This window comes from Nocardia alni (assembly GCF_019038435.1).
Classification (GTDB): Bacteria; Actinomycetota; Actinomycetes; order Mycobacteriales; family Mycobacteriaceae; genus Nocardia; species Nocardia alni.
The window spans coordinates 23,248-36,804 of record NZ_JAGPOX010000061.1 but is presented as its reverse complement, the minus strand read 5'-3'; the positions used below and the strand labels follow the sequence as shown (position 1 = coordinate 36,804).

Sequence of the window (13,557 nt, the reverse complement as noted above, 5' to 3'; positions counted from 1 at the left end):
AAAGAAGCGACACGCCGCACAAGGTGCGGCGTGTCGCATTGAGCCGTGCCCCGGGACGCCCCGGGGTAATGAATTAGTTGTCTTGTTCGAACCGACGCCTGAAGCGATCCTCCATGCGGGCGGCGAACCCGCCCGACTTGCGCGGCTTACCTTTACCAGGGGCAGCCGGCCCCCCGTTACCGGCCTGCGAGGCATCCGCGCCACGACGCCCGCCACCCGTGCTGCCCAGGAGCAGCAGCACACCGGCGCCGAACATCACGATGAAGCCGAACAGGCTGATGATCGGGAACCCGCCGGGCTTGACGGGCAAGGCGATGCCTGCGACGAGTAGGCACAGCCCGAGGACGAAAAGCGCGGCCGACTGAATTCTGCGTCTGCCCGTGGCAGAGCGAAGCCGTCCACCTCGGACGGTCGAGGCGAACTTGGGGTCCTCAGCATAGAGAGCGCTCTCGATTTGTTCGAGCATGCGCTGCTCGTGCTCGGAGAGTGGCACGGTACCTCCCCTGGCACTAGGGCGTGGTGGTCGCCTCCGGGTAGACGACTAGTAGCCGACCTTGGCGGCTACCTGCCACCAATGATACGAGTTCGATCAGCGCGGTACCACCTACTCGCCGATGTTCACTCCGAGCCGTCGGCGAGCCACCCCGTGATCGGCCGCATTCTGCCCGCCGCGTCGATCGAATCCGCCACATCGTGAAGGAATGCGGCCACCCGCGAAACGAACTCGTCGGCCTGGCGCGCGTCGACCGGACGATCCAGTCCGGCCTCGATCGCCGCGCGTGTCTCCGAGAAGGAGCTGAAATAATCCGACCACATCACGAATTCGGGCGCGGCCTGCTGCATCAGCACCCAGGCATTGCGCGAGCGGGCCCGCGGCGCGCGGTCGGCGCCGGTGAGCGCGAGCACAGCGCCCGCACCCCGCAGCGCCGCCAGATACGCGGCGCGCAGGCGCTCGCGCGGATCCGGATCCCCGCTCGCTTCCAACAGCATCGCCTCGGCGCGGTCCAGCAGCCCACCGGCCCGCCCCGGATGCTCGATCCGACCAGCCATCACGGCACCTCCATAGCGTCGATATCCCGATCCCGCGCCGCACTTCGACGACCACACGAACCGAACAGATATTCGAACGTTTCAATTAAGTGTGAATATAGAGACGACCACCGACAAGTTTCGGCGCTCGCGGCCGAGAGGTCCATGCCGAGCGCCCCGGGCCGAACGAGAGCCACGCCGACCGGATATGACTGCCGTCAGACTTCACCCCGCCCCCGCACCCGTCGTCGTCGACCTCTCGGCCGCCGCCCTGCGAGTCCGCCTACACGACGCCCTGGCCGTGTACGTCGCGGCGATGGACTACCCCCGCGGCACCGAACACCACCGCGCCCCGATGTGGGCCGAACACATCTCCCGTCCCGGCTGGCAGGCCGTGGCCGCGGTGATCCCGGACGACAACGGGCGATTCGACCTGCGCAGCGCGCCCATCGTCGGCATCGGCTACGGCTATCACGGCGCGCCGCACCAGTGGTGGCATCAGCAGGTGCACAGCGGTATGCGCCGCTCCGGCTGGGCCGAGTACTCCGCGCGCGAGGTGCTCTCGGACTACTTCGAACTCACCGAACTACACGTCCATCCCGGCGCGCAGGGCCAGGGACTGGGCGAGACGCTGCTGGTTCGGCTGCTGCAGCACCGGCCGGAGCGGGCGACACTGCTGTCCACGCCGGAGGTGTCGTACGAGGACAACCGGGCCTGGCGACTGTACCGGCGGCAGGGATTCACCGACGTGGTGCGTAATTTCGTCTTCTCCGGCGACACCCGGAACTTCGCGGTCCTGGGCCGCCGGCTTCCGCTGTCGCTGCCGGGATCGGCCGCCGCGCTGCCGACACCCCCGCAGGCGCCCCGGACGTGACGATCCTGATCGTCGGTTCCGGCCACAACGCGCTGGTCGCCGGGTGCTATCTGGCTCGCGCGGGCGAGGCGGTCGAGGTGCTCGAACGCGACGAGGTGCTCGGCGGTGCGGTCTCCACGGTGCCGCGGTTCCCCGGACATCTGGTCGACCGCGGATCCTCGGCGCACATCATGATCCGGCACACCGGAATCCTCGAGGAGTTGGAGCTCGAGCGCTTCGGTCTGCGCTATATCGATTGCGATCCCTGGGGTTTCGCGCCCGCACCACAACACACGGACCGTCCGCCGATCGTTTTCCGCCGCGACCTCGACCGCACCTGCGCGGCCGTCGCGGCGGCCTGCGGCGAGCGGGACGCGCAGGCCTACCGGCGGTTCGTGCGAGTGTGGGGTCCGCGCACGCGACGGGTGATGCGCGCGTTCGGCGGCCCGCCCGGACCCGGTCGGCTGCTGCGCGCGTTCTGGGGTCTGGATGCCGGGGCGGGGGGCGGCGCGTTGTCCCGGGAGTTCCTGCAGTCCGGAGATGCCCTGCTGGACAGCTATTTCGACGATGAGCCGCTGAAGGCGGCGCTGGCCTGGTTCGGCGCGCAGTCGGGTCCGCCGATGTCGGAGCCGGGCACCGCGCCGATGGCCGGATTCGCCGCGCTCATGCATACGCTGCCGCCGGGCCGTGCGGTCGGCGGAAGTGGTGCGCTGACAACGGCTCTGGTGCGGCGGCTGCGATCGGACGGCGGGGTGGTCACGTCCGGCGACGCGGTGACCGGTATACGCCGCGAGGGCGCGGGCTGGCGCGTGCGCACGGCATCGGGCCGAAATCTGTTCGCACCCACCGTGATCTCGGGCACACATATTCTGACCACGCTGGACCTGTTGCGGCACGGCGGATTCGACGACGGCGTGCTCGACGACTGGCGGCGGCGGATCCGAGTCGGTCCGGGGATCGGCATGGTGGTGCGGGCGGCCACCAGCGCACTGCCCCGCTACCCGGGCGCCGCGGCGGCCGAATCGGCGCGCGGACTGCAGTTTCTCGCGACCGACCGTCGTCAACTGCGGCTGGCCCACGGCGCCGCGCTGGCCGGGGAGCTGCCGCCGCGGCCGGTCGTGCTGGCGATGAGCTTCAGTGCCCTGGACCCGACGATCGCGCCGCCCGGGCAGCACCAGCTCTCGCTGTGGGCGCAATGGCACCCACGGCACCTGGCCGACGGCAGCGAGTGGGCCGCGCACGCCGAGCGCGAGGGCGATCGAATCATCGCCGAACTCGACGCCGCCGCACCGGGTTTCGCCGACACCGTACTGGACCGGTTCGTGCAGACCCCGGCCGATCTGGAACGCGAGCTCGGGTTGATCGGCGGCAATGTGATGCACGTGGAGATGTCGCTGGATCAGATGTTCTTCTGGCGGCCGCTGCCGGAGCTGTCCGGGCATCGGGTGCCGGGCGCACCGGGCCTGTACCTGACCGGCGCGTCCACCCATCCGGGCGGCGGCGTATCCGGGGCCAGTGGTCGCAGCGCGGCCCAGGTGGCGCTACGAGACCTGCGCCGACCTCGGCTGACCGCGCTGAGCCACCGGCTCGGAAAGCGATGAGCCGCAGGAGGGAACCGGAGATCGCCGGGACACCGGCGTGAGCGGAGCGAACCATCGGCACAGCGTCCGGGGAGCCGACGGAGCCGAACGCCGGCGAGGTGAGGTCGCGAGCCTGCTGACGTGGTCGGCCGGTGCGGCCGTACCGGCGGTCGCCGCGGCGTTGCTGATCCTCGCCCAGATCACCTATCCGCTGACTGCCGGATCGGCACGAGACGGCGTGATCGCCGCGATCGTCGTGCTGTCCGCGCTGACGGCGCTCGCACACGCCTGGGTGACCCGCGGGCCGCGCTACGCGGCCGGGCTGCTGGTGATCGTGTCGGGTATCGGGTTGGTCGCCGAGATCGTGGGTACCGCAACGGGATTCCCTTTCGGCTGCTATCACTACGCGCACCGGCTCGGACCGGAACTCGCGGACGTGCCACTTCTGGTGCCGCTCGCCTGGACCGGCGGACTGTATCCGGTGTGGATCGCGGCCGGACTCGTGTGTTCCCGTTCCCGCCTGCGGATTCCGCTGACAGCGCTGGGAGCGGTCGGCTGGGATCTGTTCCTGGATCCACAGATGGTCGCCGCGGGACAGTGGAGTTGGTGCGCGCCGCGGCCCGGGCCGCCGGGCACGGATATCCCGTACACCAACTATCTCGGCTGGTTCGCCGTGGCGTTGCTCATGGCCGCGCTGCTGACGCTGCTCGACCGCGTCCTCGCGCGGCCCGCCGCCAGCCCGACGGTCCCCGTGCTCGTCCTGCTGTGGACGTGGCTGGGTTCGGCCCTGGCCCACGCGGTATTCCTGGGTTTGCCCGCCTCGGCCGGGTACGGATTCCTCGGACTGGGGATTGTCGGAATTCCGCTGCTGTGGACGCTGGTCAGGACCCGCCACGGCATCTCGGCGACAGTGCGCAGATGAGACGCCACGCCGACCCGCAGCCCGTCGCGTTCCGAAGCAGTCGGCGTGTCATGGCACGATGTGAGCCGTGCAGCCGAGTCCGACACCACCGAAACCCGACGTCACAACGACTTCGACCCGCCGCCGCGCCTGGTCGGCGGTGTTACTGCTGGCGATGTTGATGCCACTGCTGGCGGGATGCCTGCGGGTGCAGGTATCGATGGGGGTGTCCTCGAACGACCGAGTCTCGGGACGCATCGTGGTGGCGGTGGTGCCCGCCAACGCCAAGGACAAGGGCCCGCAGCTCAAGGTCCCGCCGACACTGGCCACCAAGGTGCGCGTGGAGCAGTACACCCAGGACGGCTACGTCGGCAGCCAGGTCTATTTCGACGATCTCACCTTCGGTGAGGTGGGCCAGCTCGGCATGCTGTCCGACCAGACACAGGGCATGTTCAGCCTGCAGTTCGTGCGCACCGGCGATCTGGTCACGCTCAACGGCCGCGCCGACCTGAAATCGGTTCCGCCACAGGGCTCGGACATTCAGCTCACCGTCGCGTTCCCGGCGCGGGTGGCCACCACCAACGGCACTCGCGACGGTGATTCGGTGGTGTCGTGGAAGCTTCCGGCCGGGGATTCGAGCACGGTGCACGCCGAGGCGAGCTACGCCGATCCCAACACCCGCTCCTTCGCGGGCTGGGCGGGGATCGTAGGGGGTATCACCCTCGCCGTCGCCGCGCTCGTCGCCGTGATCGCCTATATGGCACGCAATCCCATGGTGCCCGACCAGCGTGGGAGGGGCTGAACCAACGTCCTTGTGCGCTCAGATGTTCCTGTCGATCGCCTGTCAGGTGTCCTTGCCGGTGGATGTCGATTGGCCGAACGACCGCCCGGCTGGTATGTCCGAACGTAGGAGTGTGCCTTGGGCATTCGGCCGCGATCCCGAGGCGGCGCGATCGCGGGTCATCCGCGAGGACGGAGTGTGTATGCGAGGGACAGGGTGCGTATGAGAACAGCGTTCAGGAGATCCGCGACGGCCGCACGACTGGTGACTCCGGTGGTGGTGAAGACGGGGACGGCGATCGCGGCGAGCGGGTGCGCGCTGGCCGTGCTGAACCGTGTCAGTACCCGGCAGCTCGGGGTGCTGGGGCCACCGGTGATCGAACCGGTGACGGTGTGCATCCCGGCCCGCGACGAGGAGCGCAGACTGCCCGGCCTCATCGCGGACCTGCGCGGACAGCACGGGATTTCGCGCCTGCGGGTACTGATCCTGGACGACGGATCCACCGACAGCACGTACACCGCGGCCGTCGAGGCGATCGGTGACGACGACCGCTTCACCGTGATCTCGACCGGCGCCGACCCCCGACCGGGCTGGACCGGGAAATCCGCCGCCTGCGCCCGCCTGGCCGAGATCGCCACCACAGCAACAGGTTCCGACGACACCCCGAACGGAGTACTGATCTTCCTGGACGCCGATGTGCGGATCGGGGCGGGCGCGCTCGCCGCCGCGGTGGGCGAATTGCGCCGTACCGGTGCGGGTCTGGTGTCACCATGGCCGCGTCAGCGTGCCGGGACCCTGACCGAGGCGGTGGTTCAGCCGCTGCTGTGCTGGTCGTGGGCCTCGACGCTGCCGATGCGGATGGCCGGCCGCAGCCTGCGCGCGGCCACCGCGGTGTCGTGCGGGCAGTTCCTGACCTTCGATGCGGCGGCCTACCGCGCGGTGGGCGGGCACACCGCGGTGGCCGGAGCGATGACAGAGGACCTGGCACTCGCGCGCGCCCTGCGACGCGCCGGGCAACGCACCGTGCTGGTCGCGGCCGGGCGCATCGCGAGTACGCGCATGTACCGGGGGGCAACCGAACTCGATACCGGCTACACCCGTTGGCTGTGGTCGGCGTACGGATCGGCGACCGGCAGCGCGGCCGTCGGGACGGTCGCGGTGCTCGGGTACTGGGTCCCTCCGCTGGCGGCGCTGCTCGGACGCGGCGCCACCCGGCGGATCGGCCTGCTCGGCTACGCCTGCGCCGTCACCGGCCGCCTAGCCGCCCGGTCGCTGGAGTCCGGCGGCGGCCTCGCACCGGCGGATGTGGCGGCGGCCCTTGCCCATCCGGTCTCGGTGGCCGCCTACCTGCGCCTGTCGTACCGATCGCATCGCAGACATCGGGCGGGGCGGCTGAGCTGGAAGGGACGCGCCATCGCCGCCGGATCGGCCTCCGCCGCGCCCGCCGTGTGGATTTCCGCCGACACCATACGGAAATGACAGTGCTGCGATCCTGAGTTCAGCGCACCGCGGTGACGCCTATACCTGGACCGCCGCCGACGCCAAGCTGTACCCGAGGTTCACCAGCACCTCGGTGGTCGCCTTGGCGAAGTTCAAGGTGATGAAATGCAGACATGGCGCACCCTCGGCAATCAGGCGCTGACCGATCTCGGTGGCGATCTCGATACCGACCTCGCGCACCGCGTCGCGGTTGGCCTCCGGATCGTTGCCCGCCGCGCGCTCGAGTCGCGCCAGCAGCGGTGCGGGCAGTGCGCGGCCGGACAGCTCCTCCGCGCGCTGCACCGTCCGCAGCGAGGTGATCGGCATCAGTTCGGGGATGATCGGCTTGGCGCCCTGCGCCGGATCGCATCGCACCACCCGATCCCGCAGCCGCAGATAGTCGTCCACGTCGAAGAACATCTGGGTGATCGAATATTCCGCACCCGCACGCAGTTTCGCGCACAGCTGGCGGGTGTCGTGGTCGAGGTCCGGTGAGCGGTGGTGCCCCTGTGGGAACGAGGCCACCCCGACGTGGAAGTCGCCGAGATCACGAACCATGCGCACGAGTTCCTCGGCGTATTCGAGCCCCTCGGGATGTTTGTGCCACTGCCCCAGCGGATCGCCGGGCGGATCGCCGCGCAGCACGAGCAGATTGCGAATCCCGGAATCGGCGTACACGCCCATGATCGAGCGCAGCTCGGCCACGCTGTGCCCGACCGCTGTGAGATGCGCCACGGTCAGCAGCGTGGTCTCCCGGGCCAGCTGCCCGGTCACCCGCGCCGTGCGGTCACGGGTGGAACCCCCGGCCCCGTAGGTCATCGAGACGAATGCCGGATGCATGCGCTCGAATTCGCGTGCCGCGCGCCACAGCCGCGCCTCGGCGGCCATATCCTTCGGCGGATTGAATTCCACCGAGAACGGCACGGTCCCGTCTGATCGCGGCGCCAACCTCCCCACGACGGATGGAGTTCCGGAAACCTGCGGCGTCCGGGGTCGGCCAGGGCGCAATGTCTTCTCGGCTCCCGGTACGTTGTCGAAACTCACCGACCCAGTGTAATTGGGAATGGTGACGGCCCAGGTGGGCACCGTCCGGGCGCGAAATCAGACACAGTATCGTTCCCATCCGAGACGCCCGCGCGTCCGAACCCTGAGCGTCAGCGTTTCACAACCGAGCTGTCGCGGTGAATCACTCTCTGGGAGGTTCCGTTGTCGGCCGGAGCAGATATCTCGACGCGACCGAACCCGGCCACGGATGACCGGGGCGTGGGGGCGTACATGGACACCGCGTGGTTGGTCGGCGCCGTCGCCGAGGCGCTGAACCGGTACTTCACCACCCAGCGTGAATCCGTCGCCGCGCTCGGACCTGCCTACCTGGACGCGACCGAGACGCTGCGGGATTTCGTACTGCGCGGCGGCAAGCGCACCCGCCCGGCCTTCGCCTGGACAGGCTGGCTGGGCGCGGGCGGCGATCCGGACGGGCCGCAGGCCCCGGCGGTACTGCAGGCCTGCGCGGCGCTGGAACTGGTGCAGGCGTGCGCGCTGATCCACGATGACATCATCGACTCCTCGCGCACCCGGCGCGGCTTCCCGACCGTGCACGTGGACTTCGAACGCCGCCACCGCGCGCGCGGATGGAGCGGCGACGCGGGGCATTTCGGCATCAGCGTCGGCATCCTGATCGGCGATCTGGCGCTGGCCTGGGCCGACGACATGGTCGCCTCCGCGCGCCTGCAGCCGGCCGCGCGCGCCCGCTTCACCCCTGTCTGGGCGGCCATGCGCACCGAGGTGCTGGGCGGGCAACTGCTGGATATCCACGGCGAGGCCGGCGCCGACGATTCGGTCGAATCGGCCATGCGGATCAACCGGTACAAGACCGCCGCGTACACGATCGAGCGGCCGCTGCATCTGGGCGCGGCCCTGGCCGACGCCGATCCGGCGCTGATCGAGGCGTACGGCGCCTTCGGCACCGATATCGGCCTGGCCTTCCAGCTGCGCGACGATCTGCTCGGGGTCTTCGGCGATCCCGAGGTCACCGGCAAACCGTCCGGGGACGATCTGCGCGAGGGCAAGCGCACCGTCCTGATCGCGGAGGCGCTGCGCCGCGCCGATCGCACCGACCCGGCCGCGGCGGCGCTGCTGCGCTCGAGCCTGGGCACCGACGTCTCCGCCGAGGAAGTCACCCGACTACGTGCGGTGATCACCGACCTGGGCGCGGTCGACGACGTCGAGCGCCGCATCGCCGACCTCACCGATCAGGGCCTGGCCGCACTGGCCGCCAGCTCGGCCACCCCTGCCGCCAAGGAGCGCCTCGAGGCCATGGCCCTGGCCGCCACCAAGCGCGTCGCGTGAAAACAGTCCCGGGGAACACCGATCGTGTGGTCGTGGTCGGCGCGGGCCTGGCCGGATTGTCCGCGGCGCTGTACCTGACCGGCGCGGGCCGGGAGGTGACGGTGCTCGAGCGCGCCGACCATCCCGGCGGCCGGGTCGGGGTGTATCGCGGGGCCGATTACGAGATCGATTCCGGAGCAACGGTTCTCACCCTGCCCGGGCTGATCGAGGAGACGCTGGGCGCGGTCGGCGACAGCGCGCGGGCGCGGGGGCTGCGTATCCACCGCCTCGCCCCGGCGTATCGGGCGCGGTTCGCCGACTCCTCGACGATCGCGGTCTACTCCGATCCCGACGAGATGGCGGCCGAGGTCGCCCGCGCCTGCGGCCCGGACGAGGCGCCCCGCTACCGGCGACTGCGCGAGTGGCTGGCCCGCGTCTACGGCGCGGCATACGGCCAGTTCATGGACGCCAACTTCGACTCCCCGCTGGATATGGTCACGATCCCGGAGAAACGCGCGGGACTGACCGAACTGGCCCGCCTGGGTGCGTTCGGGCGGCTCGGGCCGCGGGTGGGCCGGATCCTGCGGGACGAGCGGCTCGCGCGGCTGTTCACCTTCCAGGCCCTGTACGCCGGAATGGCCCCCGCCGAGGCCTTGGCCGTATACGGCGCGATCCCGTACATGGATACCGGCCTCGGCGTGTATTTCCCCGAGGGCGGTATGCGCGCGGTCACCGCGGCCCTGGCCGAGGCGTTCGTCGCGGCCGGAGGGCGGCTGGAGCTGGGCGTGGAGGCGACCGGTATCGACTACCGCGACGGTCGCGCGCGGCGCATTCGGGCCCGAGCCGTCGGCGACCGCGCGAGCGGCGGCCCAGCCGTGGCGGACGACACCGACCGGACGACGAGCCCGGACTCACGCACCAGGGCGTACGACTGCGATGCGGTGGTCCTGACCGCCGACCTGGGCTCCCTGGAACGATTCGGGATCCGGCGCCGCCGCCCGCTGCGCGCCGCTCCCTCGGCCGTGGTGGCCCACGGCACCATTCCCGCCGACATCGCCGCGCGCTGGCCGGTCCAGGCGCATCACACCATCGACTTCGGCCACGCCTGGGACAGCACCTTCACCGAGATCGTCGCCCGGCCCGGACGCGGCCGGTTGATGAGCGACCCCTCGCTGCTGCTGACCCGCCCCGCACTGAGCGACCCCGGCCTGTTCATCGACCGCGCCCTGCGCTGCGAGCCGCTGTCCGTCCTGGCGCCGTGCCCGAATCTGGTTGCCGCGCCACTGGATTGGCCCCGCCTGGGACCGTCCTACCTGCGCGAGGTGCTGACGGTGCTCGAGCGGCGCGGCTATCGCGGCATCGCCGAGCATTTCCGCGTCGACCATCTGGACACGCCGCGGACCTGGGCCGACCGGGGCATGATCGCGGGCAGTCCGTTCTCCGCGGCGCATCTGTTCCGCCAGACCGGCCCCTTCCGCACCCGTAATCTGCCCCGCGTCGCCGCCAACGTGGTGCTCGCCGGTTGCGGCACCACTCCGGGCGTCGGCGTGCCGACCACGCTGCTGTCGGGAAAGCTGGCCGCACAGCGGATCACCGGCCCGGCGCCGGCGGATTCGGCACGATTACCGCACGATTCCGGGGTCGTCGCCGACGCCGCCCGACACTGACCGATGCCCGCCGGATCAATTTCGGCACGCCGCGGTGTGAACCTGGCGAACCGACGCGCTAGTCTTCCCGGTGGACTACTACACTGGCCCGCGACCTATTGACCGCGGTTTCGACCGCACCGGATTGCTGGGGGGAACGACAACCTCTATGCCGACCCCCGAACCGTCTACCGCCACCGCGGTACCCATGGCTACCACCGAGGCTCCCGAGATCGGGGCCACGGCGGTTCCGGCTGTGACGCGCCCGCGCTGGACGCGACTTTCGGCAGATTTCTTCCGTAGCCCCGAGGGCCACGCGGCCATACTGGGCTTCTGGGGTTCAGTCATGATCACCGTGGGCGGCATGGGCGCGGGTGCGACCCGGCGCAGCGACCCGCTCCTGGAGTCCGCGCACCTGTCGTGGCTGCGCTTCGGGCACGGCTACGCGCTGGCGACGATGGTCGTCTGGGTGGGCGTGCTTGCGATGATCTGGGCGTGGGTCCGGCTCGGTCGCATCACCATCGGGCGCGACGCACAGCACAGCACCATAACGCTCAACGAACTGCGCACCATCGTGGTCATGTGGGTCGTCCCGCTGCTGTTCGCCGTGCCGATGTTCAGCCAGGACGTCTACTCCTACCTGGCCCAGGGCGCGCTGCTGCGCGACGGATTCGACCCGTACAAGGTGGGTCCGGTCGCCAACCCGGGCATCCTGCTGGACAACGTGAGCCCGGTCTGGACCAACACCACCGCACCGTACGGCCCGCTGTTCCTGCTGCTCGGCAAGTGGATCACCGCCGTCACCGGGGACAACGTGGTGGCGGGCACCTGGGCCATGCGCCTGGTGATGCTGCCGGGCCTGGCGCTGGTGCTGTGGGCGGTCCCGCACCTGACCAAGCACCTCGGCGGTAAGCCGACGGTCGCGCTGTGGCTGGCGATGCTCAACCCGCTGGTGCTGATCCACCTGATCGGCGGGGTGCACAACGAGATGCTGATGGTCGGCCTGATGGCCGCGGGCATCGCGCTGGTGCTGGAGCGTCAGCACGTCTGGGGCATCGTGGTGATCGCGATCGGCGTCGCGATCAAGGCCACCGCGGGCGTGGCGCTGCCGTTCCTGGTGTGGATCTGGATGATCCACGAGCGAGAACGCAGGGCGGCCCAGAACGAGGGGCCGCTACCGCATCCGATCTGGACATTCGCCAAGATCGGCGGGCTCGGCGTCGCGGTATTCGCGGCGGTGTTCGCCGCGGCGACGGCCGTAGCCGGCGTGGGCATCGGCTGGCTGACCGCGCTGTCCGGGTCCAAGAAGATCATCAACTGGCTCTCGCTGCCGACGATCATGGCGCACATCGTCACCTGGTTCACGCCGTGGCAGCTGGATTCGGTGCTGACCTGGACGCGCATGCTCTGCGGTATCGCGCTGGTGGTGGTGCTGGTCTGGACGTGGTGGCGGTTCAAGCTCACCGAGAAGCAGGCCGTGCTGGGCATCGTGATCGCCCTGGTCGCGATCGTGATCCTGTCCCCGGCCGCACTGCCCTGGTACTACTCGTGGCCGCTGGCGCTGGCCGCCGGCTTCGCGCTGTCCACCGGCACGCTCCAGTGGCTGGTCGGGCTGTGTACGTGGCTGATGCTGGTGTTCGAGCCGGGCGGTGCGATCGGTCTGTACAACTTCTGGCACGTGTCGGTGGCGATCCTGGTCGCGGTGCTGGCGGCGGTGTCGCTGGTCAAGGTCGACCCGCTGCGCTTGCGCGCGGATCCGAACCGGCCACCGGGAGCCGGGCGCAAGAACCGCGGTTTCGTGGCGTCGGTGGTCGAATCCGGGATATCCGCGGCCGGAGGTCCGGTCGGTAACGGGCAGACGGCCATCGATGCCGCCGGTGCGGGCCCCGCGACACGATGACCCTCGTCGACTCCCCCTCGTCGGCACGGTCGGCGGGCGAGAGGTCCGCGTCTGCCGAGATCGGGCGCGGGGAGCTTGCCGACGCATATCGGCAGTGCCGCCGGATCGCCGCGGCACACGGACGCACCTACTTCTTGGCGACCCGGCTGATGTCGCCGGAGCGCCGACCCGCCGTGCACGCGCTGTACGCGTTCGCCCGCACGGTCGATGACATCGTCGACCACGGTACGGTCGATCACGGTACGGTGGACGACATCGTCGATCACGGTGTGGGACCGGACGTTTCAACGGACAGCGCGACGCACGACGACACGGGACTTCCCGACGCGGCGCGAGCACTGAACCGCATCGAGGAACGGCTGCGCGGGCTGCTCGACCGTCCGGTTCCCGGCGGTCCGACGGATCCGGTGCTCGCCGCGGTCGCCGATACGATCACCCGGTACCGCATCGCACCACAACACTTCTGGGTCTTCCTGGACGCGATGCGCATGGATGTGCCAGGCAGCGCACTGTTCCGCAACCGCTACCGCACCATGTCGGAGCTGCGCGGCTACATGCGCGGCTCCGCCGCCGCGATCGGCCTGCAGATGCTGCCGGTGCTGGGCGCGGTGGTCCCGGTGCACGAGGCCGAACCGGCCGCCGCCGCACTCGGCGAGGCCTTCCAACTGACCAACTTCCTGCGCGACGTCGGCGAGGACCTCGACCGCGACCGCATCTACCTGCCAACCGCAGAATTCGCCGCCTTCGGCGTCGACGAAGACCTCCTGCGACATTGCCACCACACCACCCGCACCGACCCCCGCCTACGCCGCGCCCTGGCCCACCTGATCGCAATCAACCGCGACCTCTACCGCATCGCCGCACCAGGCATCGACCTGCTACAACCACGCGTACGCCCCGCGATCCGAACAGCCGCGTCCCTATACGCCGAAATCCTCGACGAGATCGAACACGCCGACTACGAAATCTTCGCCCGCCGCGCAGTAGTCCCCCGCCACCGCCGCCTACTGGTCGCAGCCACCCACCTCGCCACGTCCCGGGCCGAACGCTGACCCACGCG

12 protein-coding genes are annotated in these 13,557 nt (G+C 70.1%); 9 read left to right on the top strand and 3 right to left on the bottom strand.

What is annotated here, in order from left to right; genetic code table 11:
• Nucleotides 1-73 precede the first annotated feature (73 nt).
• Nucleotides 74-493, bottom strand: a complete 420-nt coding sequence (locus tag JZ791_RS22845) for an SCO2097 family morphological protein (protein ID WP_216897231.1) — start codon at nt 491-493, stop codon at nt 74-76.
• Nucleotides 494-618: 125 nt separating this feature from the next.
• On the bottom strand, nt 619-1,050 hold the full coding sequence (locus JZ791_RS22840; protein WP_216897230.1) for an SAV_6107 family HEPN domain-containing protein: 432 nt from the start codon (nt 1,048-1,050) through the stop codon (nt 619-621).
• A 187-nt stretch (nt 1,051-1,237) separates the two neighbouring features.
• On the opposite strand from JZ791_RS22840, the gene JZ791_RS22835 reads away from it, so the two are divergent.
• The 5 genes from JZ791_RS22835 (at nt 1,238) to JZ791_RS22815 (ending at nt 6,623) form a co-directional block, all read left to right on the top strand.
• On the top strand, nt 1,238-1,903 hold the full coding sequence (locus JZ791_RS22835) for a GNAT family N-acetyltransferase (RefSeq protein WP_216897229.1): 666 nt from the start codon (nt 1,238-1,240) through the stop codon (nt 1,901-1,903).
• Entirely contained in the window at nt 1,900-3,483 is a 1,584-nt protein-coding gene (locus tag JZ791_RS22830; protein WP_216897228.1) for a phytoene desaturase family protein, read from the top strand. The genes JZ791_RS22835 and JZ791_RS22830 overlap by 4 nt, the downstream gene beginning before the upstream one ends.
• Before the next feature lie 115 nt (nt 3,484-3,598).
• Nucleotides 3,599-4,384, top strand: a complete 786-nt coding sequence (locus tag JZ791_RS22825) for a carotenoid biosynthesis protein (protein ID WP_216897250.1) — start codon at nt 3,599-3,601, stop codon at nt 4,382-4,384.
• A 67-nt stretch (nt 4,385-4,451) separates the two neighbouring features.
• Nucleotides 4,452-5,165 carry an LppM family (lipo)protein gene (locus JZ791_RS22820; protein ID WP_438804555.1) on the top strand — a complete coding sequence of 238 codons (714 nt, stop codon included), beginning with the start codon at nt 4,452-4,454 and terminating at the stop codon, nt 5,163-5,165.
• Between the two features lie 201 nt (nt 5,166-5,366).
• Nucleotides 5,367-6,623: a glycosyltransferase family 2 protein gene (locus JZ791_RS22815; protein ID WP_216897227.1), complete on the top strand. Its 1,257-nt coding sequence runs from the start codon at nt 5,367-5,369 to the stop codon at nt 6,621-6,623.
• A 39-nt stretch (nt 6,624-6,662) separates the two neighbouring features.
• Here the strand turns inward: JZ791_RS22815 and JZ791_RS22810 are convergent, their stop codons facing one another.
• Nucleotides 6,663-7,631, bottom strand: a complete 969-nt coding sequence (locus JZ791_RS22810; protein ID WP_438804557.1) for a methylenetetrahydrofolate reductase — start codon at nt 7,629-7,631, stop codon at nt 6,663-6,665.
• A 267-nt stretch (nt 7,632-7,898) separates the two neighbouring features.
• On the opposite strand from JZ791_RS22810, the gene JZ791_RS45195 reads away from it, so the two are divergent.
• The 4 genes from JZ791_RS45195 to JZ791_RS22795 all read left to right on the top strand — a co-directional run bounded on the left by JZ791_RS45195 (nt 7,899) and on the right by JZ791_RS22795 (nt 13,549).
• The gene (locus tag JZ791_RS45195) at nt 7,899-8,972 is read left to right on the top strand and encodes a polyprenyl synthetase family protein (protein ID WP_254206143.1); all 1,074 of its coding nucleotides are present in this window, start codon (nt 7,899-7,901) and stop codon (nt 8,970-8,972) included.
• Complete coding sequence (gene crtI, locus JZ791_RS22805) at nt 8,969-10,618, top strand: phytoene desaturase family protein (RefSeq protein ID WP_308163043.1); 1,650 nt, start codon at nt 8,969-8,971, stop codon at nt 10,616-10,618. Before JZ791_RS45195 ends, crtI begins: the two co-directional genes overlap by 4 nt.
• 187 nt (nt 10,619-10,805) lie before the next feature.
• The gene (locus tag JZ791_RS22800) at nt 10,806-12,497 is read left to right on the top strand and encodes an alpha-(1->6)-mannopyranosyltransferase A (protein ID WP_254206142.1); all 1,692 of its coding nucleotides are present in this window, start codon (nt 10,806-10,808) and stop codon (nt 12,495-12,497) included.
• Nucleotides 12,494-13,549, top strand: coding sequence for a phytoene/squalene synthase family protein (locus JZ791_RS22795; protein WP_216897224.1), 1,056 nt, complete (start codon nt 12,494-12,496; stop codon nt 13,547-13,549). The genes JZ791_RS22800 and JZ791_RS22795 overlap by 4 nt, the downstream gene beginning before the upstream one ends.
• Nucleotides 13,550-13,557: the final 8 nt, after the last annotated feature.